A 25,874-nucleotide genomic window follows, 5' to 3' on the forward strand; every position below is an offset into this window, starting at 1 on the left:
GCGACAAGCCCTGCGCCACAATGGTGACTGCACCGCGGTTCTCGTTTGCCCGGCTGGCTCTGGCCACCGTGGGTGCCGGAGTCGTGGTGCTGGCCGTGTCGGCGGTGATCGTGATCGGACTGGCGCAGGTATCGCCGGTCGCCGCACTGATCGTTGCGCTTCTGGCGCTGATACTGGCAATTGTCGCAATGGGTATTGTTGCCAACCGGATGGTCGACCGCGTGGCCCGCGCGATGCGCGAAGAAGCAGACCAATCAGAAATCGAAGGAGATTGATCCCCAGCATGAGTGCACGACTTGAACTGCTCCCGGCGGTCGATGTGGCCGACGGCCAGGCAGTACGGCTGGTGCAGGGTGCCGCCGGCAGCGAGACCTCTTACGGTTCGCCTCGCGACGCGGCCCTGACCTGGCAGCGCGACGGCGCGGAGTGGGTGCATCTGGTCGATCTCGACGCGGCTTTCGGTCGCGGCAGCAACCGTGAACTGCTGGCCGAGGTGATCGGCGAACTCGACGTGAAGGTGGAGCTGTCGGGCGGAATCCGCAACGACGAATCCCTCAAGGCTGCGCTGGCAACCGGTTGTGCCCGGGTCAATCTCGGCACCGCCGCACTCGAAGACCCGCAGTGGTGCTCGCGTGCCATCGCCGAGTACGGCGACCGCATCGCGGTCGGCCTCGACGTTCAGCTGGTCGACGGGTCGTACCGTTTGCGGGGCCGCGGCTGGGTCTCTGACGGTGGCGATCTGTGGGACGTTCTAGAGCGCCTCGAGCGTGATGGCTGCAGCCGGTACGTGGTGACCGATGTGACCAAGGACGGCACCCTCACCGGACCCAACCTGGAACTGCTGCGCGAGGTCACCACCAAGACGAATGCGCCGGTGGTTGCCTCCGGTGGTGTCTCCGCCCTTGATGATCTTGTTGCGATCGCCGGACTGGTGGGCACGGGCGTCGAAGGAGCGATCGTCGGCAAGGCGCTCTACGCCGGACGCTTCACGCTGGTCGAGGCGCTTGCGGCGGTCGCGTCCGCGTCATGAGTTCGGCGCCCGGAGGGACCCTTCCACCCGATCTCGATCCGCAGCGGCTGCTGGCCGACGCTGCCGCGATCCTCGATCAGAGCACCGACCGGTTCCTGTCGGGTGTCGGTGCGCCCAGCGCGGTGTCCAAGGGCCACAACGACTTCGCCACCGAGTTCGATCTCGAGCTGGAACGCACGATCTCCGCGGAGTTGGAGCAGCGCACCCAGATCGCCGTCCACGGCGAGGAATTCGGTGGGCCGGAGCTGACCGAGGGCACGGTGTGGGTGGTCGATCCCATCGACGGCACCTACAACTACTCGGCCGGACTGCCGATCGCCGGCATGTTGCTGGCGCTGGTCCACGACGGCCTGCCGGTGCTCGGGTTGACGTGGCTTCCGTTGTCCGGGCTGAACTACCAGGGTTTCGTCGACGGTGAGTTGCTCTGCAACGGCGTCCCCGTGCCGCCGATGCCCGAGCAGAAGCTCAGTGAGGCGATGCTGGCGTTCGGTGCCTTCAACATCAACGGACGCGGCCGCTATCCGGGCGCGTACCGGGTCGAGATGCTCGCTGAATTGAGCCGCCGGACAGCGCGTCTGCGATTGTTCGGCAGTACCGGATTCGACCTTGCGCTCACCGCGGGCGGACAACTCGGTGGCGCGATCAGCTTTGGGCACCACGCCTGGGACAACGCAGGCGGTGCCGCACTGGTCCTGGCGGCCGGCGGTCAGATCAGCGACATCGAAGGCCGGCCATGGTCGGTCACATCGCCGTCGATCGTGGCGGCCAACGCCGGGGTCCACGACGAGCTGATCGATCTGATCGGCCGGCTGGGTGATCCCCGGGCCTTTGAACCTCCGAAGGAGAAGTACACATGACGGTCGCGGTTCGGGTCATCCCATGCCTGGATGTCGACGCCGGCCGGGTGGTCAAGGGCGTCAACTTCCAGAACCTGCGTGATGCCGGAGATCCGGTGGAACTCGCCGCTGCCTACGACAAGGCCGGTGCCGACGAACTCACCTTCCTCGACGTGACCGCGTCGAGCGGCAATCGCGGCACGATGTTGGACGTGGTCAAGCGCACCGCCGATCAGGTCTTCATCCCGCTGACCGTCGGTGGTGGCATTCGTACCGTCGCCGACGTCGACCGCCTGCTCCGCGCCGGCGCCGACAAGGTCAGCGTCAACACCGCGGCCATCGCCAATCCCGACGTGCTCGGTGAGATGAGCCGGCATTTCGGGTCGCAGTGCATCGTGCTCTCGGTCGATGCCCGCACCGTGCCGGAAGGTCAGCCCCCGACGCCGTCGGGATGGGAGGTGACCACGCACGGTGGTCGCGAGGGCACCGGTATCGACGCCGTGGAGTGGGCACTGCGTGGTCAAGACCTCGGGGTGGGGGAGATCCTGCTCAACTCGATGGATGCCGACGGCACGAAGAATGGCTTCGATCTGAAGATGATCACCGCGGTGCGCGCTGCGGTGCAGGTGCCGGTCATCGCCAGCGGCGGCGCCGGCGCGGTGGAACATTTCCCGCCCGCGGTGCGTTGCGGAGCAGATGCAGTGCTCGCGGCCTCGGTCTTCCACTTCGGTGAGCTGACCATCGGAGAGGTCAAGGACGCGCTGCGGGCCGAGGACATCCCCGTCCGTTGAGACGGGTTTTCGCCGGTTCGCACTGCACCAACAGTTTTCGTCAACGGGAGTGACAACAATGCCGCTGGACACCGGGATCGCCGAGCAGCTCAAACGCAATGCCGACGGGCTGATCTGTGCCGTGGTGCAGGAAGCCGGTACCGGGCAGGTGCTGATGGTTGCCTGGATGGACGACGACGCCCTGGCCCGCACCCTCGAAACCGGTGAGGCCACCTACTTCTCGCGGTCGCGGGGCAAACAGTGGATCAAGGGTGAGACCAGTGGCCACACCCAGAAGGTGGTCGAGCTGCGCCTGGACTGCGACGGAGACACCGTCCTGATGACGGTCGAGCAAACCGGCGCGGCCTGCCACACCGGCGACCACACCTGCTTCGACGCCAACGTGCTGTACACCGCACCTGACTGATCACCCCTCCGTCGAGCGTGCCGATATCACCGTCGAGCGTGCCGAAAATGCCTGTGGTTGACTAGTTTTCGTGGCTTGTCGGTGGGTGTTGACAGAACTGTGTCATGGCATCGGGGGTGGCGGATCTGATCGACCGTATCGAGGGCATGGCCCTGGATGCGGAAGAGATCGTTGCTGTCCGTGAGGTGTTGTCCGGCAGGCTTGTTGAGGTGTCGCTGGCGAACTTGTCCGACAAAGAGACTGTGGAACTGGCCCAGGTCGTGGAGTTGCAGACCCGCCGGGACGAGTTGGTGAAGGTACGGGTCGCGGTGGAGTTGCGGGAGCGGTCGGTCGCTGCGAAACAGGGGTTGAAGCACAACAAGTTCCTGCGGCATCATCTGCGGATTTCCGCCCCCACCGGTGAGGTGATCGCCCCGACCTATCCCCATACTGCCGCGGCAATGCGTGATGGTGCGATCGGGGTGGGCCTGCACCTGCATGCGCATCTGAACCCGGACGGGGAGTTCGACGACACCGACCGCGCCCAGAAACGGGAGTTGTCGGTCTCCAAGCAGGGCGCCGATCATATGGCCGGGTTCAAAGGCACGTTGGATCCGGCGACCAAGGCGTTGTGGGATGTGGTCGCGGCGAAGTGGGCGGCCAAGGGGATGAACAACCCGAACGATCCGGACTCACCGACCGGCACCGCCGACAAGGCGGACAAAGAGGCCCTACGCGCGGCGGCCGAGCGCGATACCCGCACGGCTGGGCAGCGTAATCATGATGCGTTCAAGAAGTTGATGGAGATGGTGGTCGGGCAAGGCAAACTCGGCACCCACCGCGGGCTACCGGCGCAGGTCATCGTGACGATGACGTTGGAGCAGCTCGAACAAGAAACCGGCCTGGCCACCACCGCATCCGGTGGGGTGTTGGCCGTCAAGGACGCCTTGAAACTGGCCGGGGTGAGCCGCAAGTTTCTGGCATTGCTCGACGACAAACACCGCCCGCTGTATCTGGGTCGGGAACAACGCCTGGCCACTGCAGATCAGCGTTTGGCGTTGATTGCCGCCGAGCGGGGCTGTTCACGGCCAGGCTGTGATGCCCCGGCCTCAGAATGCGCGGTCCACCACATCCGGGAGTGGGCCAAAGGCGGACGTACCGATATCACCGTGTTGACCCTGGTCTGCGGACCTGATCATGCCCAGGTCACCGACGGCGATACCGGATGGATCACCGAAATCATCACCGAGGGCAGCGGCCCGCCGGGCTGGCAGGGCCGGGTTGGGTGGCGTCACCGCGGAACCTTGGAACCTTTGCAGCCCAACAACACTCATTTCCCGGACAAATACTTCACCAACCCGGAAATGTGGAACCCCGACAGCGACGCCGACGCCGACTGGTTCCTGCAACACGCACGGGCAGTCTTGGAGGAAGAGACCGTCGAGGCACAGGTATTCGCCGTCGACTTCGGCTGGAAGAAGGTGACCTACCACGCTGCCTGACAGGTGTCACCGCTCGCGCCACGAGGACGATCTGTCGCACCGACCATCTCCGATGACGGCCCGGTTCGTGCACTCCGGTAACCGTGCACCGCGCGTGGCAGAGTTGTTCTTATGCCACTCATCCAGATCTCCCAGACACCCGGACTCAGTGACCGGGTCAAGCGTGAAACCATCGCCGCGGTGACCGAGGCCTACGCCCGTGCGACCGGGAAAAACCCCGATTCGGTGTGGGTGACGATCACCGAGATTCCGCGGTCGCACTGGGGTGTGGGTGGGGAGCCGCTCGGTCAGTAGCGAGAGACTGGGACAATCGGAGACGATGGCAAACAAGACCACCGCCGCAGCCACTGCAGGCGACTTCACAGACACCACAACGCTGGCCCAGTTCCTGGAGCTCGCGGCCGACCATCGGGTTGTGCCGGTGACCCGCAAGGTCCTGGCCGATTCGGAGACCCCGCTGGGTGCGTACCGGAAACTCGCCGGTGACCGGCCCGGGACCTTCCTGCTCGAGTCCGCCGAGAACGGCCGCTCCTGGTCCCGATGGTCGTTCATCGGCGCCGGCTCGCCCGCTGCGCTCACCTCGGTTGATGGTCAGGCGCAGTGGTGGGGGACCCGGCCTGCCGGCGCACCGTCGGGAGGCGACCCACTCGTCGCACTCGCCGAGTCGTTACGGATCCTGGCCACCGATCGGCTGCCGGACCTGCCGCCGCTGACCGGTGGTTTCGTGGGCTTTCTGGCCTATGACGCGGTCCGCCGCCTCGAACGATTGCCCGACACCACGGTGAACGATCTCCAATTGCCGGAGATGCTGATGCTGCTCGCGGCCGACATCGCCGCCGTCGACCACCACGAGGGCACCATCACCCTGATCGCCAACGCGGTGAACTGGGACGGCAGTGCCGATCGAGCCGACGAGGCGTACGCCGATGCGGTGGCCCGCCTCGACACGATGACGGCCGCCCTGGCCGCGCCCGCTCCGTCCACCGTCTCGACGTATCACCCCGCGGAACCGGACTTCACCGCTCAGCGCACCCGCGAGGAGTACGGGACGATCGTCACCAGCCTGGTCTCGGAGATCGAGGCCGGTGAGGCGTTCCAAGTGGTGCCGTCGATGCGATTCGAGATGCAGACCGACGCTGATCCCATCGATGTCTACCGCGTGCTGCGGACCACCAACCCGAGCCCGTACATGTACCTGCTGCGGGTTCCGGGTAACGGTGGACCGGACTTCACGATCGTCGGATCGAGTCCTGAAGCGCTTGTCACCGTGAAAGATTCGGTGGCCACCACCCATCCGATCGCGGGCACCCGCTGGCGTGGGGAGACCGAGGCGGACGACCTGCTCCTCGAAAAGGATCTCCTCGCCGACGAGAAGGAGAACTCCGAGCACCTGATGCTCGTGGACCTCGGGCGTAATGATCTCGGCCGGGTGTGTGAGCCGGGCACGGTGAAGGTGTCGGACTACCGGCACATCGAGCGCTACAGCCACGTCATGCACCTGGTGTCCACGGTCTCGGGGCAACTACAGGACGGCAAGACCGCCCTCGACGCGGTGAATGCCTGCTTCCCGGCCGGCACCCTGACCGGTGCGCCCAAGGTGCGGGCGATGGAATTGATCGACGAACACGAGAAGACGCGGCGCGGCCTTTACGGCGGCATCGTGGGTTATCTCGACTTCGCGGGCGACGCCGACACCGCCATCGCGATCCGTACCGCGGTCCTCAAAGAGGGACGTGCGTACGTGCAGGCCGGCGGCGGGGTGGTAGCCGACAGCGAGGCCGACTACGAGTACAACGAGGCCAGCAACAAAGCGCGTGCGGTCCTCAAGGCGATCGCGGCGGCCGAGACGATGACACCGATCGCGGGTACCGATGATGAGTGAGAGCAGGTCCGAAGACCAGGCCGCGACGGCCGGTCGGGGAGCGAGTGGTCGTGGCCGGCGACTGGCGGTCATCACCGTCCTGCTCGGGCTCGGTGCCCTGGCCTTCTGGGCGGCCTCCCGGATGACCTGGGCCGAACTGATCGCTGCCGACGGCATGGCGCCGCCGCGGACATTCACGGTCAAGGGCTCGGACTGGACCCCGCTGTTGACCCCGCTGGCGATCGTGTTGCTGGCCGGCATCGCGGCCGCGGCATCACTGCGCGGCTGGGCCCTGCGGATCACCGCGTTCGTCGTCGCGGCAGTCGCGATCATCGGGATCCTGCCCGCGTTGACGTTGCTCACCGGAGACGACCACGTCAGCTACGCGGTCGACGTGATCGAACTGCCGTCGCGGTACGAGGCACTCGAGGCCGACACCAACACCTTGCCGGGGCTGCTCGTGATCGCCGGAGCGCTTGCCGCTGTGCTGGGCGCTGTGGCGATGCTGCAGACCGCCTCTCGCGATGCGCCGATGTCGTCGAAGTACAAGTCGCCTGCGGCGCGTCGTGCCGAGCTCGAAGAAGAGGTCTTCGCCAAGCGCGATGCCGAACGGAAAGCAGCTGAAAGCGGCCGCGAGGACGCCGGGGCCCCGGCCCCAGGAAAGACGGGTTCGACACCGGGGGACGGCAATGAACGGATGCTGTGGGATGCCCTCGACACCGGGGACGATCCGACGATAGACCCGTCGGATCGCGAAAAGTGACGGTTCTCACTTCGGTTGGCGGTACCCCGAATCCGGCGCCTACCGGGGCGCGGCTACCCTTTGCTTACTGAAACACGAGCTGCTGGGGTCTCGCGCTACCGACAACATCCTCGTCAGTGGCGTGAGAAAGGGGTTGATCATGAGCAAGCAAACCGTCCTTGATTCGATATTGGCCGGGGTGAGGGCCGATGTGGCAGCACGCGAGTCTGTGATCGACTTCGCAGCCATCAAGGCGGCCTCCGCAGTGGCACCGGAGCCCATCGACGCAACCGCCGCGTTGCGTGAGCCCGGTATCGGTGTCATCGCCGAGGTCAAGCGCGCCAGCCCGTCGAAAGGCGACCTGGCCGACATCCTCGATCCGGCCGCGCTCGCGCAGGCCTACGAGGCCGGTGGCGCACGGATCATCAGCGTGCTCACCGAGGAGCGCCGGTTCCGCGGCTCGCTCGCGGATCTCGATGCCGTGCGCGCAGCAGTTCAGATCCCGGTCCTGCGCAAAGACTTCATCGTGGGCCCATATCAGATCCATGAGGCCCGTGCCCATGGCGCGGACGTCATCCTGCTGATCGTCGCCGCCCTGGAGCAGAACGTGCTCAGCGCACTACTCGACCGCACGGAGTCCCTGGGGATGACCGCTCTGGTCGAGGTGCACACCGAGGAAGAAGCAGATCGAGCGCTGCAGGCCGGGGCATCCGTCGTCGGCATCAACGCGCGCAATCTCAAGACCCTCGAAGTCGACCGCGACAGCTTCGCCCGGATTGCACCCGGATTGCCTTCCAAGGTCATCCGGATCGCTGAGTCCGGGGTTCGCGGAACTGCCGATCTGCTGGCGTACGCCGGCGCCGGCGCCGACGCGGTCCTGGTCGGAGAAGGCTTGGTCACCGCTGGTGACCCTCGTGCAGCCGTCTCGGAACTGGTGACCGCCGGAACCCACCCGTCCTGCCCCAAACCAGTCCGTTAGGCCCCTGCCTCCACCATGACCTCGCCGTCTGCCGCATCAGCTTCCTTCTATTCCGAACTCCCACAGGCCAGTGCCGGTCTGGTCAACAGGACATCGGTCGAACCCGATCGCGGTGGACACTTCGGTGTCTACGGCGGACGTCACGTACCCGAAGCCCTGATGGCCGTGATCGAAGAGGTCACGGTGAACTGGGAGAAGGTTCGTACCGACGACGAGTTCCTGCGTGAACTCGATCGGCTCCAGCGTGACTACAGCGGACGCCCGTCACCGCTGTACGAGGCCAAACGCCTTTCCGAGTACGCCGGTGGCGCACGGATCTTCCTCAAGCGAGAAGATCTGAACCACACCGGATCTCACAAGATCAACAACGTTCTGGGCCAGGCGCTGCTCGCCAAGAAGATGGGCAAGAAGCGCATCATCGCCGAGACCGGGGCCGGTCAGCACGGTGTGGCAACAGCCACCGCGTGTGCCATGTTCGGTCTCGAATGCATCGTCTACATGGGCCGGGTCGACACCGAACGCCAGGCACTCAACGTCGCGCGGATGCGTCTGCTCGGCGCCTCCGTTGTCGCCGTCGATACCGGTTCGTCGACGCTGAAAGACGCGATCAACGAGGCCATGCGCGACTGGGTCACCAACGCCCACAACACCTATTACTGCTTCGGCACCGCCGCCGGTCCGCACCCGTTCCCGGTGATGGTCCGCGATCTTCAGCGGGTGGTCGGTCTCGAGGCCCGTGAGCAGATCCTGCGCTCGGCCGGCCGACTGCCCGACGCGGTGGTCGCCTGTATCGGTGGCGGCTCCAACGCGATCGGCATCTTCCATCCGTTCATCGATGACAAAGACGTGCGACTGGTCGGCTACGAGGCCGCCGGTGACGGTGTCGAAACCGGGCGCCATGCCGCGACGTTCACCGGTGGAACACCGGGTGCGTTCCAGGGTGCCTACTCGTACCTGCTGCAGGACGAAGACGGCCAGACCACCGAATCCCATTCCATCTCAGCCGGTCTCGACTATCCCGGTGTCGGACCCGAGCATGCGTACCTCAAGGACATCGGTCGCGCCGAGTACCGGCCGGCCACCGACAGCGAAGCCATGGACGCACTTGCGCTGCTGAGCCGGAAAGAGGGCATCATCCCGGCGATCGAGTCGGCGCACGCGCTTGCCGGTGCGCTCCAACTCGGTGTCGAGCTGGGTCAGGGCGCGATCATCATCGTCAACCTCTCCGGGCGCGGCGACAAAGACGTTGACACCGCGGCCAAATGGTTCGGACTCCTAGACGAGGATGCAGACAATGCCTGAGGCCGAATCCCGGCTCGGACCACTGTTCGACCGTTGCCGTTCCGAAGAGCGCAGCGCGCTGATCGGGTACCTGCCCGTCGGTTACCCGGACCTGCCCGGGTCGCTGGCATCGATGCGGTCGATGGTCGAATCCGGTTGCGACATCATCGAGGTCGGGGTTCCGTACTCCGACCCGGTCATGGACGGCCCGACGATCCAGGACGCCGCCGAACAGGCGCTGCGCGCGGGGATTCGAGTGCGTGACGTGTTCACCGCGGTCGAGGCCATCGCCGACGCCGGCGGCAGTGCTGTGGTGATGACGTACTGGAATCCCGTGCTGCAGTACGGGATCGACCGCTTCGCCCGCGATCTGGCCGGTGCAGGCGGCCTGGGACTGATCACACCGAACCTCATCCCGGAGGAGGCCGACGACTGGATGGCGGCCTCCACCGAACACAAGCTCGACCGGATCTTCCTGGTCGCTCCGTCGTCCACGGAAGAGCGGCTGGCGATGACCCTCGAGGCGAGCAGTGGATTCATCTACGCCGCATCGACGATGGGGGTGACCGGCGCCCGCGACAACGTGTCGTCGATGGCTCCGGAGCTGTGTGCGCGGATCCGTACGCACTCGGACATCCCGATCGGTGTGGGTCTCGGCGTCCGTAGCAAGGCGCAGGCGGCGGAGATCGCGGAGTACGCCGATGGCGTCATCGTGGGCTCGGCACTGGTCTCGGCCGTCGCGGAGGGTGATGCCGCCCTACGCGGCCTGACCGCCGAACTGGCCGAGGGCGTGCGGGCTCGCTCCGGGGTTCGTTCGTGAACCGCGAGGTACTCGCTTACATCCCCAGTCCCTCGCAAGGGGTCTGGGATCTGGGGCCCTTCCCGGTCCGGGCGTACGCGCTCTGCATCATCGTCGGCATCATCGTGGCGATCTACTGGGGCAACAAGCGCTGGATGGCCCGCGGTGGCCGCGACGGTGAAGTCCTCGACGTGGCGATCTGGGCGGTGCCGTTCGGCCTCATCGGTGGCCGCATCTACCACGTGGCAACCGACTGGAAGACCTACTTCGGCGACGGACCCAAAGACCCGATCGACGCCCTGAAGATCTGGGACGGCGGTCTGGGCATTTGGGGTGCTGTCGCCTTCGGTGCGCTCGGCGCCTGGATCGGCGCCCGCCGGGCCGGTATCAAGTTGCCGCCCTTCGGTGATGCGGTCGCGGCCCCGATTCTGCTGGCACAGGCCATCGGCCGCCTCGGCAATTATTTCAACCAGGAACTCTACGGCGATGAGACCGACCTGCCGTGGGGCCTGAAGATCTACGATCGCGTCGACTCCTCCGGTTTCGTCAGTCCGGGTCTGGTCGACGGCAAGTCCAACGGCGTCGTCTACGCGATCGTGCAACCCACGTTCCTGTACGAGATGCTGTGGAACATCCTGATCGTGATCGCGCTGGTCGTCATCGACCGGCGGTTCCGGATCGGTCACGGTCGACTCTTCGCGCTGTATGTCGCCGGATACTGTGTCGGCCGGTTTGTGATCGAGACGATGCGCACCGATGCCGCCTCACTGATCTGGGGTGTGCGGGTCAACCTGTTCACCTCTGCCGTGGTGTTCGTCTGTGCGGCGATCTATGTGGTGATCGCTCCCAAGGGCCGCGAAACCCCGGTGGAGATCTATCACCCTGGCGCCGGACCCGATGCGGAGTCCGGACCGAGCGAGGATCCGGTCGACGGCTATGTCGAAGACGACCCGGAAGACGCGCAGTCGGGGGACCGGATGGACTCTGCCGACAAGGAACGTAAATCCAAGCCGGACACCGAAAGCGAGACCGGCGATCGTCAGGCCTGACGACAGGTGTGAATCGGCCGTCCTCCAGCACAACTGCTAGCATAGGCAGTCGCACCAACGTCAATTCTCAGGTGCGTGTTCATGCCACGGGCCAGTGACGTCCTGAGGATTGTTTGCTGGTTCCCTCGGACCCCCGAGGGCTAGGCGTGGAGGTTGGATTTGCTGTTCTCTCAGCTCCCCGAAGCCCAGGGTTTATACGACCCTGACTCAGAAGTCGACTCGTGCGGTGTTGCAATGGTCGCCGATATCCATGGGCGTCGAACCCACGAAATCGTCTCAGACGGCTTACTCGCGCTGGAGAACCTCGACCACCGCGGCGCTGCCGGAGCCGAGACCAACAGCGGCGACGGTGCCGGGATCCTGATCCAGGTGCCGCACGCATTCCTGCGCCACGTGGTCGACTTCGTCCTACCGCCCGCCGATCCGATCGCCGGCAACACTTTCGCCGTCGGCAACTGCTTCCTGCCCATCGAACCGGAGGCCCGGGCCCGCGCGGTGGCCCGGGTGGAGGCGATTGCCGCCGAAGAGAACATCACCGTCCTGGGCTGGCGGGAATCCCCGGTCGAGGTCGACGCGGCCGACATCGGCGGTACCGCACGCGCCTGCATGCCGTACATGAGCCAGTTGTTCGTCTGCGCTCCGCTGCGCGCCGACGGCACCGCGCCGGCCGGACTGGATCTCGACCGCATGGTCTACCCACTGCGCAAGCGTGCCGAACGGGTCACCCCGGAGATCGAGGCAGAGGGCAGCGGGCTGTACTTCGCGTCGCTGTCGAGCCGGACCATCGTCTACAAGGGCATGCTCACCACCAAGCAGCTGCCGCTCTTCTATCCGGACCTCCGTGACGAGCGCGTCTGCAGCGCCATCGCGATCGTGCACTCACGTTTCTCGACCAACACGTTCCCGTCCTGGCCGCTGGCGCATCCCTTCCGTTTCGTCGCCCACAACGGCGAGATCAACACCGTGCGCGGCAACCGGAATCGGATGCGGGCACGGGAGGCCATGCTTGCCACCGATCTGATCCCCGGCGACCTGACCCGTCTCTTCCCGATCTGCAGCCCCGACGCCTCGGATTCGGCATCCCTCGACGAGGTGCTCGAACTGCTGCATCTCGGCGGTCGTAGCGTTCCGCACTGCGTGATGATGATGGTCCCCGAGGCCTGGGAGAACGTCACCGACATGGACCCCAAGCGCCGGGCGTTCCTGCAGTTCCACGCCTCGCTGATGGAGGCGTGGGACGGCCCCGCGTGCGTCACCTTCACCGACGGCACGCTGGTGGGTGCCGTGCTGGATCGCAACGGTCTGCGCCCTGGCCGGTGGTGTCAGACGGCCGGCGGCAAGGTGGTGCTGGCCTCGGAGGCCGGCGTGCTCGACATCCCGAACGACGAGATCGTTGCCAAGGGACGGCTCGAGCCCGGCAAGATGTTCCTGATCGACACGGCTGCCGGACGGCTGATCCCCGACTCAGAGGTCAAGGGGCAGTTGATCGGCGAGAAACCCTATGAGGAATGGCTGCACGCCGGCCTACTGGAGCTCGCGCGCCTGCCCGAACGGCCACGGTTCGTCCCGAGCCACGAATCGGTGGTCCGCCGCCAGGTGACATTCGGGTACACCGAAGAAGAGTTGCGGGTGCTGATCACGCCGATGGCCGCCTCGGGATACGAGGCGCTCGGGTCGATGGGCACCGACACCCCGATAGCGGTGCTCTCGCAACGGTCGCGTCTGCTCTACGACTACTTCGTGGAACTCTTTGCGCAGGTGACCAATCCGCCGCTTGATGCCATCCGCGAAGAGATCGTCACCTCGATGGCCCGGGTGATGGGACCGGAGCAGAACGTGCTCGACCCCACCGCGGCCTCCTGTCGGCAGATCCTGTTGCCGTGGCCCGTTCTGAACAACGACGAGCTCGCCAAGATCGTGCACATCAACGACGAGGGCAACCACCGTGGCCTGTCGGCAAAGGTGCTGCGCGCGCACTACCCGGTGGCCGAGGGTGGCCGGGGCCTCGAACGGGCGCTGGCGGATCTGCGGGCCCGCGCCAGTGAGGCCATCGCGGCCGGATATTCCACGCTGGTGATCAGTGACCGCGAGACCACGCGGGAGAATGCGCCGATACCGTCGCTGCTGGCGACCTCCGCGGTCCATCACCACCTGGTGCGGACCAAGGAGCGGACCCGGGTGGCGCTGGTCGTCGAGACCGGCGACGCGCGCGAGGTCCACCACGTCGCCTTGCTCATCGGCTTCGGCGCCGCCGCGGTCAATCCGTATCTCGCGTTCGAGACGATCGAAGACCTTGTCGCAGAAGGTGAACTGACCGGCGTCACCCCGTCCCAGGCAGTGCGCAATTATCTGCAGGGCCTGGGCAAGGGGGTGCTCAAGGTGATGAGCAAGATGGGCATCTCGACTGTCGGTTCCTACACTGCCGCACAGTGTTTCGAAGCCGTCGGCCTCGCGGGCGATCTGGTGCAGGAATACTTCACCCGGACCAAGACGCGGATCGGCGGCATCGGTCTCGACGAGATCGCCGAAGAGGTCCGGATCCGTCATCACCGGGCCTACCCACCGAACGAGACAGAGCAGGCCTATCGCCGGCTCGAGGTCGGTGGCGAATACCAGTACCGGCGTGAAGGCGAACTCCACCTCTTCAGCCCGGAAACGGTGTTCCTGCTGCAACATGCGGCCAAGTCCGGCAAGACCGAGGTCTACCGGAAGTACACCGACGAGGTGAACCGGCTCTCCCGTGAGGGTGGCACCCTGCGTGGCCTGTTCGAGTTCGATTCCGACCGCGAACCGGTTCTGCTCGACGAGGTGGAACCGATCGAAGAGATCATGAAGCGGTTCAACACCGGTGCGATGAGCTACGGCTCGATCTCGGCCGAGGCCCACGAGACGATCGCGATCGCGATGAACACCATCGGCGGACGGTCGAACTCCGGTGAGGGTGGCGAGGACACCGACCGGCTCTATGACCCGATGCGTCGCAGCGCGGTCAAGCAGGTCGCCTCGGGGCGGTTCGGTGTCACCAGTGACTATCTGATCAACGCCACCGACATCCAGATCAAGATGGCCCAGGGCGCGAAACCCGGTGAGGGCGGGCAGCTTCCGGCGTACAAGGTGTATCCGTGGATCGCCAAGACCCGGCATTCGACGCCGGGTGTCGCGTTGATCTCGCCACCGCCGCATCACGACATCTATTCGATCGAGGATCTGGCCCAGCTGATCCACGACCTGAAGAACGCCAATTCGCAGGCGCGGATCCACGTCAAGCTGGTCAGTGCCATGGGAGTCGGCACAGTGGCCACCGGTGTCTCCAAGGCGCATGCCGATGTGGTGCTGATCTCGGGCCACGACGGTGGTACCGGTGCCTCGCCGCTGACATCGCTCAAACATGCCGGGACGCCGTGGGAGATCGGTCTGGCCGACGCCCAGCAAACCCTCATGCTCAACGGGTTGCGCGACCGCATCACCGTGCAGTGTGACGGTGCGCTGCGGACCGGCCGTGACGTGATGGTGGCCGCGCTCCTCGGCGCCGAGGAGTACGGATTCTCCACTGCGCCACTGATTGTCGCGGGTTGCATCATGATGCGCGTGTGTCACCTCGATACCTGTCCGGTGGGCGTGGCGACCCAGAATCCGAAGTTGCGCGCACGGTTCACCGGTCAGGCCGAGCACATCATCAACTTCTTCGAGTTCGTCGCCGAGGACGTCCGCGAGCATCTGGCGATGCTCGGTTTCCGTACCCTCGACGAGGCGATCGGCCATGCCGAGGCGCTGCACACCGCACCTGGTGTGGCGCACTGGAAGTCGAAGGGGCTCGATCTGTCGGCGATCTTCGCCGTGCCGGAGACGACCTCCCCGAAACGGCGGACGCGGGGTCAGGAACACGCGCTCGACAAGGCGCTGGACCAAACGCTCATCCAACTGGCCGAGGGTGCCCTCGAGGACGCCCACCGGGTGACCCTGGAGCTTCCGGTCCGCAATGTCAACCGAACCGTCGGCACGCTGCTCGGTTCAGAGGTGACCCGACGCTACGGGGCGGCCGGACTGGCGGAGGACACCATCACGGTGGCACTGTTCGGCTCAGCCGGCCAGTCGCTCGGTGCGTTCCTGCCGCCGGGCGTGACGCTGCTCCTGACCGGTGATGCGAACGACTACGTCGGAAAGGGCCTGTGCGGCGGCAAGATTGTCGTCCGGCCCGATCCGGACGCCCTGTTCATCGCCGAAGATCAGGTGATCGCGGGCAACACCATTCTCTACGGTGCCACCAGCGGGGACGTGTACCTGCGGGGCCGCGTGGGGGAGCGCTTCTCGGTCCGCAACTCGGGCGCCACCGCGGTGGTCGAAGGTGTGGGTGACCATGCCTGCGAGTACATGACCGGTGGCCGCGTGGTGATCATCGGGCCCACCGGCCGCAATCTGGCGGCCGGTATGTCCGGTGGCATCGCCTATGTCTACCAATTGGATCCGTCCAAGGTGAACACCGCGATGGTCGACCTGCAGAGCCCGGATCCCGACGACCTGCTCTTCTTGCACGAACGCATCACCACGCACGTCGAACTGACCGGTTCGTCCGTCGGGGCCTCGATGCTCGCCGACTGGCCCCGGCGCAGCCGAAAGTTCACCAAGGTGATGCCCACCGACTACCAACGCGTCCTCGACGCGGCCCGGATGGCGGAAGCCGAAGGCCGAGACGTGGATTCGGCGATCATGGAGGCAGCTCGTGGCTGATCCGCGCGGATTTCTCGAGGTCGACAAGGCCGAGACGCCAACCCGGCCGGTATACGAGCGGGTCAATGACTGGCGTGAGGTATACGCCGACAGCGACCCACTCATCGAGATCGAAAATGTCTCCGAACAGGCACGTCGGTGTATGGACTGCGGGATCCCGTTCTGCCACTCCGGGAGTGCTGGATGCCCACTGGCCAACCTCATACCGGAGTGGAACGATCTCGTGCGCAGAGGGCGGTGGGATGCGGCCAGTGATCGGTTGCACGCCACCAACAACTTCCCGGAGTTCACCGGGAAGGTCTGTCCGGCACCGTGTGAATCGGCATGTGTGCTGTCGATCTCTCATGCGACCACCGGTGGCAGCGTCACCATCAAGCGTATCGAGAAGACGATCGCCCAAGAAGCCTGGCGGGAGGGTTTCGTCCGGGCGCAGCCGGCGAAGATCACCTCGGGTAAGTCGGTCGCGGTGGTCGGGTCGGGGCCGGCCGGATTGGCCGCGGCCCAGCAGCTCACCCGGGCCGGACATGCGGTGACCGTCTACGAACGCGATGACCGCCTCGGTGGTCTGCTGCGGTACGGCATCCCCGAATACAAGTTGCAGAAGTCCGACGTCGAGCGCCGTCTGGCACAGATGCGGGATGAGGGCACCGAGTTCGTCGTCAACTGCAATGTGGGCGTCGACGTGACCGTCCCCGAGCTACGGGAGCGCCACGACGCCGTCGTGCTGGCCGTGGGTGCGCTCAAGGCCCGCGACAACACCGCGGTGCCCGGACGTGGGCTCGGTGGCGTACACCTGGCGATGGAGCACCTGGTGCCCGCCAACAAGGAGTGTGAGGGCGACGGTCCCTCGCCGATCTCGGCGCAGGGCAAGCACGTCGTGATCATCGGCGGCGGCGACACGGGTGCGGACTGCCTCGGCACGGCCCACCGACAGGGCGCGGCCTCGGTGACCCAGCTCGACTACAACCCGGAACTGCCCGAAGAGCGGGACGAGGACCTGTCCCCGTGGCCGACGTGGCCGTTGATCCTGCGTAGCTCGTCGGCACACGTCGAAGGTGGGGAGCGGCGGTACCAGGTGGCCGTACAGCGGTTCATCGGCGACGAGAACGGCAATGTGGCCGCGATGGTCCTGGCCGAGGTCACCGTCGAACGCGACCAGGACGGCCGCCGCACCATCGTCCCGGTCGGTGACGAGTTCGAATTGCCCTGCGAATTGGCGCTCTTCGCAATCGGCTTCGAAGGTGTCGAGGACATGCAGTTGCTGAGCGATCTCGAACTCGCGCCCAACCGCCGGGGCGCGCTGGGTTGCGGCAGTGACTGGCAGACCGACGCCCCCGGGGTGTTCGTCTGTGGCGATGCGCACCGCGGGGCCTCACTGGTGGTGTGGGCGATCGCCGAAGGTCGTGCGGCCGCCCGCGGTGTCGACGAGTTCCTGATGGGTGAATCCGATCTGCCGTCGCCGGTGCACCCGGCAGCCCTGCCCTTGTCGGTCCGGTGATCGCCGGATCAGTGTCCCGGTGACCGGGCTGCGGAGTTGACAGCGCGGGTGAACGGTGTGGACGCTGAGGCGTTTTGCCCGAAAACAGGCGTGTGCAGAAAACAACTCGTGACGTTCTGGTGGCTCACGTAGAGCTGTTCGACCGTGCGGTCTAGGCTTGTAGGAGTGAATCGTCGTACCAAAATCGTATGCACCCTCGGACCCGCAACCGACACCGATGAACGCGTTCAGGAGTTGGTGGAAAGCGGCATGGATGTCGCGCGACTGAACTTCAGTCACGGCAAACATGAAGACCATCTGGCGATGTACGAACGAGTACGGCGGGCCTCCGACGCCACTGGGCGTGCGGTCGGCATCCTCGCCGATCTGCAGGGTCCCAAGATCCGCCTCGGCACGTTCGCCGACGGCCCGGTGCTATGGCCTGCGGGCAAAGAGGTCCGGATCACCGTCGAGGACTGCGCCGGAACCGCGGAGCGGGTCTCGACCACCTACAAACAACTCGCGGCCGATGCACAGCCCGGTGACCGTCTGCTGGTCGACGACGGCAAGGTCGGCCTGACGGTTCTGAATGTCGAGGGCAACGACGTCATCTGCACCGTCACCGAGGGCGGACCGGTCAGCAACAACAAGGGTGTCTCCCTGCCGGGTATGAACGTCTCGGTCCCGGCGATGTCGGAAAAGGACGTGGCCGACCTCGAGTTCGCCCTGGCCCTGGGTGTCGACCTGATCGCGCTGTCGTTCGTGCGGTCGCCTGCCGACATCGAGCTGGTGCACGAGATCATGGATCGCGTCGGCCGCCGCGTCCCGGTCATCGCGAAGCTCGAGAAGCCCGAGGCCATCGACAATCTCGAAGCGGTCATCCTGGCATTCGATGCGGTGATGGTGGCCCGTGGCGACCTCGGTGTCGAACTGCCGCTCGAAGAGGTCCCGCTGGTGCAGAAGCGGGCCATCCAGATGGCCCGCGAGAACGCCAAGCCGGTGATCGTCGCCACCCAGATGCTCGAATCGATGATCGAGAACTCGCGTCCGACGCGCGCCGAGGCCTCCGACGTGGCCAACGCCGTGCTCGACGGCGCCGACGCCGTGATGCTGTCGGGAGAGACCTCGGTGGGCAAGTACGTGATAGAGACGGTCCAGACGATGGCGCGCATCGTCTCGGCGGTCGAGAACAGCCCCCGCACGGTTCCGCCGCTGTCCCACGTACCGCGGACCAAGCGGGGGATCATCTCCTATGCCGCCCGTGACATCGGTGAGCGTCTGGACGCCAAGGCCCTCGTCGCCTTCACGCAGTCCGGAGACACCGTCCGTCGGCTGGCCCGGCTGCATACGAAACTCCCGGTGATGGCATTCACGCCGCTGCCCGAGGTTCGCAGCCAGCTCTCGATGAGTTGGGGCACAGAAACCTTCATCGTTCCCGCATGCGACTCGACCGACGCGATGATCCGCCAGGTGGACAAGGCCCTCCTGGAGATCGGCCGGCTCAAGGTAGGCGATCAGGTTGTCATCGTGGCCGGTGCCCCTCCCGGCACCGTCGGCAACACCAATCTGATCCACGTCCACCGGATCGGCGAAGACGACCACTGACCCGGGTGACCGGGCGGGGCATCCTCTACAGTCTGAGCCTGTGAGTGATGCCCCGGGTACGTCGTCGGATCTGTCCAAACTGCTGTCGCTGTTCGATCTCGAGGAACCCGAGCCGGATCTGTACATCGGTGTGCATCCGACTCAGGTCGGTGCCCGGACCTTCGGCGGACAGCTCCTGAGCCAGGGTGTGATCGCCGCCGGCCGGAGTGTGCCGCGGCCGACACCGGTCCACGCGCTGCACGCGCATTTCATCCGCGGTGGTGATGTCACCAAACCGCTGGAGTATCACGTGACCCGTCTGCGCGACGGCAAGCCGTTCGCCAACCGGTTGGTGAGCGCGATGCAGGAGGGTGAAGAGATCTTCTCGATGCTCGTCGCCTTCCAGGACAACAAAGCTGGGCTCGAGCATTCGGTGCAGATCCCCGAGGTCGAGTACCCGGAGGATCTGCCGGCGCTCGGCGAGCACTTCAAGGGTTATGAGGACCGCGTCGCGACGTTCGTGAACGCGATGCATCCCATCGACATCCGCTTCGCCAACGACCCGAGCTGGAAGGCCCGCGAAACCGGGGAACGCCTCGAGCACAACCGGGTGTGGATGAAGACCGACGGCCGGATGCCCGATGACCCGCTGCTCCATATCGCGGCGATGTGTTACGCCTCCGACACCACGGTGCTGGACTCGATCATCACCACCCACGGATTGTCGTGGGGTATCGACCGGTTGTTCGCGGCGACCGTGAACCATTCGATGTGGTTCCACCGCGAGTTCCGCTTCGACGACTGGATGCTGTACGCCACCGAGTCACCCGTCGCCGCCGGATCCCGTGGGCTCGGAACCGGCCGCTTCTTCACCCGGGACGGTGTGCTGGCGACGACCGTCGTCCAAGAAGCGCTGATCAAGTACTTCCCGCCCCGCAACTGATCGACACGGACCCCACACCGCCACCGAACCGGCACCTCGATCACCGATCAGGCAGACTCGGTGCCATGCAGCCTGTGCAATCGGAGCCCCGGTATTGGCTGGATCCGGGGAGTGATCTGGAGCCGCGCAGCTGGCAGCGGCGCACCCGCGGGCCGGTCATCGTCATCAGCACGATCGCGGGCCTGCTCTTCGCGGTTCTCGGGATCGGTGCGGTCGTGATCGGTTCGCAGTCGCGAGATTTCACCGCCGAGGGTGCGGTGGTCCTCACCGCCGACCAGTACGAGGTGTCCGCGGACGACATCTGTGGTGGCACCGGTGAGTTCGAGGACATCAGAGCCGGTGCCCGGGTACGGATCCTGGACGCCGACCTGACCATCCTCGACCAGTCCTCGCTGACCACGCCGCAGTTGTCGGCCGATTACTGCCGGTTCGAATTCTCGGTCGCCGGCATCCCCGAGGACCGCGACCGCTACGTCGTCGAGATCGGCGACACCTTTCGGTACGAGACCACTGAAGACGAACTCGAACGCGGGCTCATCTTCGAACCGTGAGTCGGGCCGGTCTCAGACCTGGCGGTCCTTGAACACCGGGGTCTCCCGCTTCATACCGGCTTTACGGGCGATCGCGTGGTTCACCCCGCGCAGCAGTCGGAGCTGCAGGACCTGCTCGACGGGGAACGAGAAGCGCGGTGAACGTGACCAGGTCTTCTCGAACAGGCGCTTGGTCGAGGTCACCGAGTCCGGCGAACGGGCGGCGATCTTCTCGATCAGATCCATGGCGGCGGCGTGCGGATCGTCGGCCACACCGGTGACGAGCCCGATCTCCTTGGCCTCGGCGGCCGAGAGCATCTCGCCGGTCATGGTCAGACGTTTGGCGATGTCGATGCCGGTGAGCTGCGACAGCGATGCCGATGCCGACATGTCCGGGATCAGCCCCCACTTGGCCTCGAGAACGGAGAAGTCGGCATCCGGGGAGGCGAACCGGAAATCGGCTCCGAGTGCGATCTGCAGTCCACCGCCGTAGCAATGGCCGTGCACCACGGCGATCACCGGTACCGGAACCCGGCGCCACTGCCACGCCGGATTCTGAAATCCATTGGAACCCAACAGAATATTGGGTACGAACGTGCGGTAGATGCTCTTTTCCTTGCCGGCCAGGCTGGCGAAGTCGAGGCCGGCGCTGAACGACTTGCCGGCGCCGCTGATGACGACCGCACGCAGAGTCTTGTCCTGTGCGGCCATCTTGGCGGCCTTGGTCAGTCCGGCGAGCAGGGTGAGGGTCAGGCCGTTGTGCTTGTCGGGACGATTGAGTTGCACATGGGCGACGGGTCCGAAGGCGGTTTGTTCGACCCGGTAGGTGACCGAACCGTCCGCGGCGGGGCTCGTCGCCGGGTCGGCAGCGATGGTCAGAGGTGTCGGTCCGGACGTGGCGTCTGGAGTGGACATGACGTGCTCCTTCAGGTCTGCGGTGCGGCGGTCTGCCAGGTCTGCGGTGCGGGGGGTCTGCGCTGTCGGTTCATGCCTGTGGTGACTGCGGGCAGCGCCCACGCGTCCTATGTTACCCACGGGTAACCGCGGTCGGTGCGCACGCGGCCGACTTTGTGTCGGTAACCCGAAACCGGCGCCGTCGAGGAGTCGGCGGGGCTAGGTTTTCAGTACAGACATGTCCGACATCGCATCGCTGTATGCGGTGCAGGGTCAGCTGTCCGGTCGACCGGACCGTCAAGGAGTTCAGATGAGCGAGAACACCACAGACACCGTCTTCCAGCACGAGTCGGGGGTCGCTGTCCGCACCACAGTCGAAGCATTCCAGGAAACGGCCAAGATACACCCCGATCGGGTGGCGCTGCGCACCCCGGGAGGTATCCAGGAGATCACCTGGCGGGAATATGCCGAGCGGGTCGAAGCGATAGCGCTGGGACTGGCGCGATTGGGCGTCGGACGTGGTGACACCGTCGGCCTGATGCTGGCCAACCGGCCGGAATTCCACCTCGTCGATACCGCGATAACGCATCTGGGGGCAGTTCCGTTCTCCGTGTACAACACCAGTGCGCCAGAACAACTCTCATACCTGTTCGCCGATTCCGAGACCCGGATCGTGGTCACCGAACGGGCATTCCTGCTGGTCGTCAAACAGTCCGGCGCGAAACTCGACCACATCATCACCGTCGACGGGCCGGCCCAGGGGGCACTGGAACTACGGGAGGTCGAAGCGCGGCCCGACGAAACCTTCGATTTCCAGGCTTCCTGGCGCGCAACCGAACCCGATGATCTGGTCACGTTGATCTACACCTCGGGGACAACCGGTCCGCCCAAAGGGGTTGAGATCACCCATCGCAACGTGATCGCGGCTGCCGCGTCGGTGACCGAGGACGTCGATGCGGGATTCGACGACCGGATCATCTCGTACCTGCCCGCGGCGCACATCGCCGACCGTGTGTCGACGCACGGATCAAATCTGTTGCGCGGCGTACAGATAACGTCGGTGGCCGACCCGCGCGAGTTCGCCTCGGCTCTCCCGGATGTGCGTCCGACCATCTTCTTCGGTGTGCCGCGGGTGTGGCAGAAGATCAAGGCCGGGATCGAGGGCAAGATCGCCGAGGAGACCAGCCCGGTCAAGTCGAAACTGGCGGCGTGGGCACTGGATGTGGCAGCCCGCGCGGCCAAGGCCGATCTTGCCGGTGAGCCGCGCGGCAAGGCGCTCGATGTGCAATATCAACTCGCGGACCGGCTGGTGCTGTCCAAGGTACGGTCGGCACTCGGACTCGATGAGATCAAGGTCGCCATGTCGGGAGCGGCCTCGATACCGGTCGAGGTCATCGAATTCTTTCTCGGACTGGGCATACCGGTCACCGAGGTCTGGGGTTTGAGTGAGACCACCGGGGCGGCCACCAAAACCTCGGTCGACAATCTGAAGGTGGGGTCGGTGGGCAGGCCCGTCGGCGGGGTGGAGCTCAAGATCGCCGAGGACGGCGAGGTGCTCGTTCGGGCCCCGATCGTGATGCGGGGTTATCGCAACAATCCGGAGAAGACCGCTGAATCCATCGATGCCGACGGCTGGTTCGCGACCGGCGACGTGGGCACGATCGATGGCGACGGGAACCTGACCATCGTCGACCGCAAGAAAGAACTGATCATCAACGAGGCCGGCAAGAACATGTCGCCCAGTTCCATCGAGAACGCGGTGAAGGCCTTCTCCTCATTGGTGAGTCAGGTGGTTGCGGTCGGCGACAACAAGCCCTATGTCACCGCGCTGGTGGCACTCGATCCCGACGTGGCCGCATCACGGGCAAAGTCTCTGGGGGTCCCGGACGCACGGATCGCGGACCTGGCCAACCATCCGGCGATCATCGACGAGGTGACCGCGGCGGTCAAAACCGGCAACGCCAAGCTGTCTCGGGTCGAACAGGTCAAGCGGTTCGCGGTCGTACCGACTGCATGGGATCCCGGCGGTGACGAGCTGACCCCGACGATGAAGTTGCGGCGCAAGCCGATTGCTGATAAATATGCCGAAACCATCGTCGACCTGTATGCCGGTGAGCCGGGTCGGGGCGTCGTCGATCTGGCCGATTCCTGACCACGCGGGGCGCCCGCTCCGCACATCGGATCGGTGGTCGGGAGATGATGGACCGGTGATCGAAGCAGTGGTGTTTGACATGGACGGTGTGCTGATCGACTCCGAGCCGATCTGGGAGCAGGTCCGGCGGGGTGTGGTCGCCGAGTACGGCGGGACGTGGCTTCCGGAGGCGCAGACGGCGTTGATGGGTATGAGTACCCCGGAATGGGCCGCGTACCTCAGTGACGACCTCGGGGTGGGGAAGCCGCCGGACGAGGTGGCGCAGATCGTCATCGACCAGATGGTTGCCCGATACGAGGGGCACCTGCCGGTGCTGCCGGGTGCCGATGAGGCGGTTCGCCGATGCGCCGACCGGTGGCGACTGGGCCTGGCGAGTTCATCTCCACGCAGGTTGATCGATGCGGTCCTGCACACCGCTGGATGGACGGACCTCTTCGCGGTGACGGTCTCCACGGAAGAGCTCGATCGGGGCAAGCCGGCACCGGATGTCTATCTGCATGCGGTGACCGCGCTCGGGGCTGATCCGGCGGCTTGCGCCGCCATCGAGGACTCGTCGAACGGGATGCGTTCGGCGACCGCGGCCGGACTGGTGCTGATCGCCGCTCCTCGCCCGGAATATCCGCCCGCCGACGATGCTCTCGAGCCGGCCGCATTGGTGATCGGCGGGATCGGCGAACTCGACGTCGACGCGGTGGCGGCGTTGGGCTGATTACCTCGGTGTGATGGGTGGCATCGTCGACCAGGGGAAATTGATCCACTTGTCGGTGTGGCGCCAGGTGTAGTCGGCGTGGATGACCGATGCCGGCTTCTCGTAGAGCACCGCTGTGCGGACCTCGGACGCGTGGTCGCGACAGAAGCCGTGGACCAGTTCGAGTGTCTTTCCGCTGTCGGCGACGTCGTCGACCACCAGAACACTGAGCCCGTCGAGTTCGGTGGCATCGAGGATCGGTGGCAGGATCACCGGACTGTCCAGCGTGGTGCCCACACCCGTGTAGAACTCGACGTTCATCGTGAACAGTGCTTTGCAATCGAGGGTGTAGGCCAGTGCTCCGGCCGGGAGCAGCCCGCCGCGCGCAATCCCCAGTACGACCTCGGGGACGAACCCGGAGTCGGCAACCATCTGGGCCAGTTCGCGGCTCGCCTGCCCGAACAGTTCCCATGTCAAGACTTCTCGATCCGTCATCGAGCCATCGTTGCACGCCCGGCCCTTTTCGTGATCTGTCGGGCCCGGTTTTGAAATCGGCCACGCGTGCTTCCGGCGCCGACCACGTCCACCTGGACCAGAGGCCATCCGAAGTGGCAGTGTGCCCGGGCGAAAAGGCTTAGTGGCGCAGCGAATTGATGTCGAAGAGCTTGCCGAGGGCGACGAGTTCGGTGGTCAGGACCAGCGCGGTCGAGCACACTGCGAGCAGGGAGATCAGTACGAACAGTTGCATGACCGCGGCATCGGCCGGGGACGCGCCGCCGAGCACCATGCCGACGAACGCGCCGGGAATCGTCACCAGCCCGACGGTTCGGGTCTGGTCGATGGCCGGCACCAGCGCGGTGGCCGCCGCGGTGCGGCAGATCTCCATCCGCGCGTCGTACGTGGAGAACCCCAGGGACAGTGCGGCTTCGACTTCGCCGTGACGAGACTTCAATTCGTCGGCGGCCCGGCGCCCGGTCAGCGACGTGGTGTTCATCGCGCCACCGATCATGATGCCGGCACTGGGGATCACGGCCAACCCGGATGCCGGCAGTACCCCCACCAGGACCAGCGCGCCGACCACAACGATCGTCATCACTGCCACCGGCAGCAGGGTCCGCCAGATCTCGCGAAGGGTGGGACGGTGACCGGTGACCCGGCCGGCCGCGGTCCACGACGCGATGATCGCCATCAGGAGAACGAATCCGGCCGATGCCCACAGATTGCGCACCAGAAACCCCAGGATCAATGCCAGGATGCCCAGCTGAACCGTTGCGCGCACCGACGCCCTGGCGATTGCCCATTGCAGGCGGGTACGTCCCGCGTAGGCGACGATCATGGCGGTGACGGCCAGCAACCCGATCGCAACCATGAGCATGGGCCCGATGCGAACGACCGTTTCCGACATCAGACCTCCTGGACTTTCGACGGGATACGCCGGCGCCCGGGCCGGTCAGCGCGTTGTATCCGACCGTAGCCCCTCGTGATCCCGATGCGTCCGAGCCCCTTCGGCCGGGCCGAACTCCTCGTGAAGGTCCTATGACACTTGGCATCGGGGGCTCGACCGCAGACACTGGATGGACGAGGCTGGATACACACGCGCGAGTCACACATTGTGCTCGTCTG

The 25,874-nt window shown here is 65.6% G+C and carries 22 protein-coding genes and 1 pseudogene; 20 read left to right on the plus strand and 3 right to left on the minus strand.

Features of this window, described 5'->3' with window-relative positions; all coding sequences use genetic code 11:
* Positions 1 to 20: 20 nt before the first annotated feature.
* From AC51GT_RS02995 to AC51GT_RS03080, 18 genes and pseudogenes are all read left to right on the plus strand, one after another.
* Positions 21 to 275 (plus strand): hypothetical protein, encoded by a 255-nt coding sequence (locus AC51GT_RS02995; protein WP_496323888.1) that lies wholly within the window; start codon positions 21 to 23, stop codon positions 273 to 275.
* Between the two features lie 8 nt (positions 276 to 283).
* The gene (gene priA, locus AC51GT_RS03000; RefSeq protein ID WP_496323889.1) at positions 284 to 1,030 is read left to right on the plus strand and encodes a bifunctional 1-(5-phosphoribosyl)-5-((5-phosphoribosylamino)methylideneamino)imidazole-4-carboxamide isomerase/phosphoribosylanthranilate isomerase PriA; all 747 of its coding nucleotides are present in this window, start codon (positions 284 to 286) and stop codon (positions 1,028 to 1,030) included.
* Positions 1,027 to 1,887, plus strand: a complete 861-nt coding sequence (locus AC51GT_RS03005) for an inositol monophosphatase family protein (RefSeq protein ID WP_496323890.1) — start codon at positions 1,027 to 1,029, stop codon at positions 1,885 to 1,887. Before priA ends, AC51GT_RS03005 begins: the two co-directional genes overlap by 4 nt.
* A complete protein-coding gene (gene hisF / locus AC51GT_RS03010) occupies positions 1,884 to 2,657 on the plus strand; it encodes an imidazole glycerol phosphate synthase subunit HisF (protein WP_496327802.1) in 774 nt (257 codons plus the stop codon). Before AC51GT_RS03005 ends, hisF begins: the two co-directional genes overlap by 4 nt.
* A 58-nt stretch (positions 2,658 to 2,715) precedes the next feature.
* Positions 2,716 to 3,063 carry a phosphoribosyl-AMP cyclohydrolase gene (gene hisI / locus AC51GT_RS03015; protein WP_496327803.1) on the plus strand — a complete coding sequence of 116 codons (348 nt, stop codon included), beginning with the start codon at positions 2,716 to 2,718 and terminating at the stop codon, positions 3,061 to 3,063.
* Between the two features lie 104 nt (positions 3,064 to 3,167).
* Complete coding sequence (locus AC51GT_RS03020; RefSeq protein WP_496327804.1) at positions 3,168 to 4,544, plus strand: HNH endonuclease signature motif containing protein; 1,377 nt, start codon at positions 3,168 to 3,170, stop codon at positions 4,542 to 4,544.
* 111 nt (positions 4,545 to 4,655) lie between these two features.
* On the plus strand, positions 4,656 to 4,838 hold the full coding sequence (locus AC51GT_RS03025; protein ID WP_496323895.1) for a tautomerase family protein: 183 nt from the start codon (positions 4,656 to 4,658) through the stop codon (positions 4,836 to 4,838).
* Positions 4,839 to 4,863: 25 nt separating this feature from the next.
* Entirely contained in the window at positions 4,864 to 6,426 is a 1,563-nt protein-coding gene (locus tag AC51GT_RS03030; RefSeq protein ID WP_496323896.1) for an anthranilate synthase component I, read from the plus strand.
* Entirely contained in the window at positions 6,419 to 7,168 is a 750-nt protein-coding gene (locus AC51GT_RS03035) for a TIGR02234 family membrane protein (protein WP_496323897.1), read from the plus strand. Before AC51GT_RS03030 ends, AC51GT_RS03035 begins: the two co-directional genes overlap by 8 nt.
* Before the next feature lie 139 nt (positions 7,169 to 7,307).
* Positions 7,308 to 8,126, plus strand: a complete 819-nt coding sequence (trpC, locus tag AC51GT_RS03040; protein WP_496323898.1) for an indole-3-glycerol phosphate synthase TrpC — start codon at positions 7,308 to 7,310, stop codon at positions 8,124 to 8,126.
* A gap of 15 nt (positions 8,127 to 8,141) precedes the next feature.
* Positions 8,142 to 9,428 (plus strand): tryptophan synthase subunit beta, encoded by a 1,287-nt coding sequence (gene trpB, locus AC51GT_RS03045; protein WP_496323899.1) that lies wholly within the window; start codon positions 8,142 to 8,144, stop codon positions 9,426 to 9,428.
* On the plus strand, positions 9,421 to 10,227 hold the full coding sequence (gene trpA, locus AC51GT_RS03050; protein ID WP_496327805.1) for a tryptophan synthase subunit alpha: 807 nt from the start codon (positions 9,421 to 9,423) through the stop codon (positions 10,225 to 10,227). The genes trpB and trpA overlap by 8 nt, the downstream gene beginning before the upstream one ends.
* Positions 10,224 to 11,153: pseudogene (gene lgt / locus AC51GT_RS03055) on the plus strand (prolipoprotein diacylglyceryl transferase); the annotation flags it as partial. The gene trpA and the pseudogene lgt, both read left to right, overlap by 4 nt.
* Before the next feature lie 261 nt (positions 11,154 to 11,414).
* Complete coding sequence (gene gltB, locus AC51GT_RS03060; protein WP_496328003.1) at positions 11,415 to 15,983, plus strand: glutamate synthase large subunit; 4,569 nt, start codon at positions 11,415 to 11,417, stop codon at positions 15,981 to 15,983.
* Positions 15,976 to 17,481, plus strand: coding sequence for a glutamate synthase subunit beta (locus AC51GT_RS03065; protein ID WP_496327806.1), 1,506 nt, complete (start codon positions 15,976 to 15,978; stop codon positions 17,479 to 17,481). Before gltB ends, AC51GT_RS03065 begins: the two co-directional genes overlap by 8 nt.
* 165 nt (positions 17,482 to 17,646) lie before the next feature.
* The gene (gene pyk, locus AC51GT_RS03070; RefSeq protein WP_496323902.1) at positions 17,647 to 19,065 is read left to right on the plus strand and encodes a pyruvate kinase; all 1,419 of its coding nucleotides are present in this window, start codon (positions 17,647 to 17,649) and stop codon (positions 19,063 to 19,065) included.
* A gap of 40 nt (positions 19,066 to 19,105) precedes the next feature.
* Entirely contained in the window at positions 19,106 to 19,987 is an 882-nt protein-coding gene (locus AC51GT_RS03075; protein ID WP_496323903.1) for an acyl-CoA thioesterase, read from the plus strand.
* 65 nt (positions 19,988 to 20,052) lie between these two features.
* The gene (locus tag AC51GT_RS03080) at positions 20,053 to 20,538 is read left to right on the plus strand and encodes a hypothetical protein (protein ID WP_496327807.1); all 486 of its coding nucleotides are present in this window, start codon (positions 20,053 to 20,055) and stop codon (positions 20,536 to 20,538) included.
* Between the two features lie 12 nt (positions 20,539 to 20,550).
* Here AC51GT_RS03080 and AC51GT_RS03085 read toward each other — a convergent pair whose 3' ends face one another.
* On the minus strand, positions 20,551 to 21,432 hold the full coding sequence (locus AC51GT_RS03085; protein ID WP_496327808.1) for a crotonase/enoyl-CoA hydratase family protein: 882 nt from the start codon (positions 21,430 to 21,432) through the stop codon (positions 20,551 to 20,553).
* A gap of 289 nt (positions 21,433 to 21,721) precedes the next feature.
* On the opposite strand from AC51GT_RS03085, the gene AC51GT_RS03090 reads away from it, so the two are divergent.
* Positions 21,722 to 23,563, plus strand: coding sequence for an AMP-dependent synthetase/ligase (locus tag AC51GT_RS03090; RefSeq protein WP_496327809.1), 1,842 nt, complete (start codon positions 21,722 to 21,724; stop codon positions 23,561 to 23,563).
* Between the two features lie 55 nt (positions 23,564 to 23,618).
* The gene (locus AC51GT_RS03095; protein WP_496323907.1) at positions 23,619 to 24,272 is read left to right on the plus strand and encodes an HAD family hydrolase; all 654 of its coding nucleotides are present in this window, start codon (positions 23,619 to 23,621) and stop codon (positions 24,270 to 24,272) included.
* Here the strand turns inward: AC51GT_RS03095 and AC51GT_RS03100 are convergent, their stop codons facing one another.
* Both AC51GT_RS03100 and AC51GT_RS03105 read right to left on the minus strand, forming a co-directional pair.
* The gene (locus tag AC51GT_RS03100; RefSeq protein WP_496323908.1) at positions 24,273 to 24,746 is read right to left on the minus strand and encodes a phosphoribosyltransferase; all 474 of its coding nucleotides are present in this window, start codon (positions 24,744 to 24,746) and stop codon (positions 24,273 to 24,275) included.
* Positions 24,747 to 24,885: 139 nt separating this feature from the next.
* Positions 24,886 to 25,656 (minus strand): ABC transporter permease, encoded by a 771-nt coding sequence (locus AC51GT_RS03105; RefSeq protein WP_496327810.1) that lies wholly within the window; start codon positions 25,654 to 25,656, stop codon positions 24,886 to 24,888.
* Between the last annotated feature and the right edge of the window lie 218 nt (positions 25,657 to 25,874).

The sequence above is a fragment of the Williamsia sp. z34 genome, from assembly GCF_059553395.1.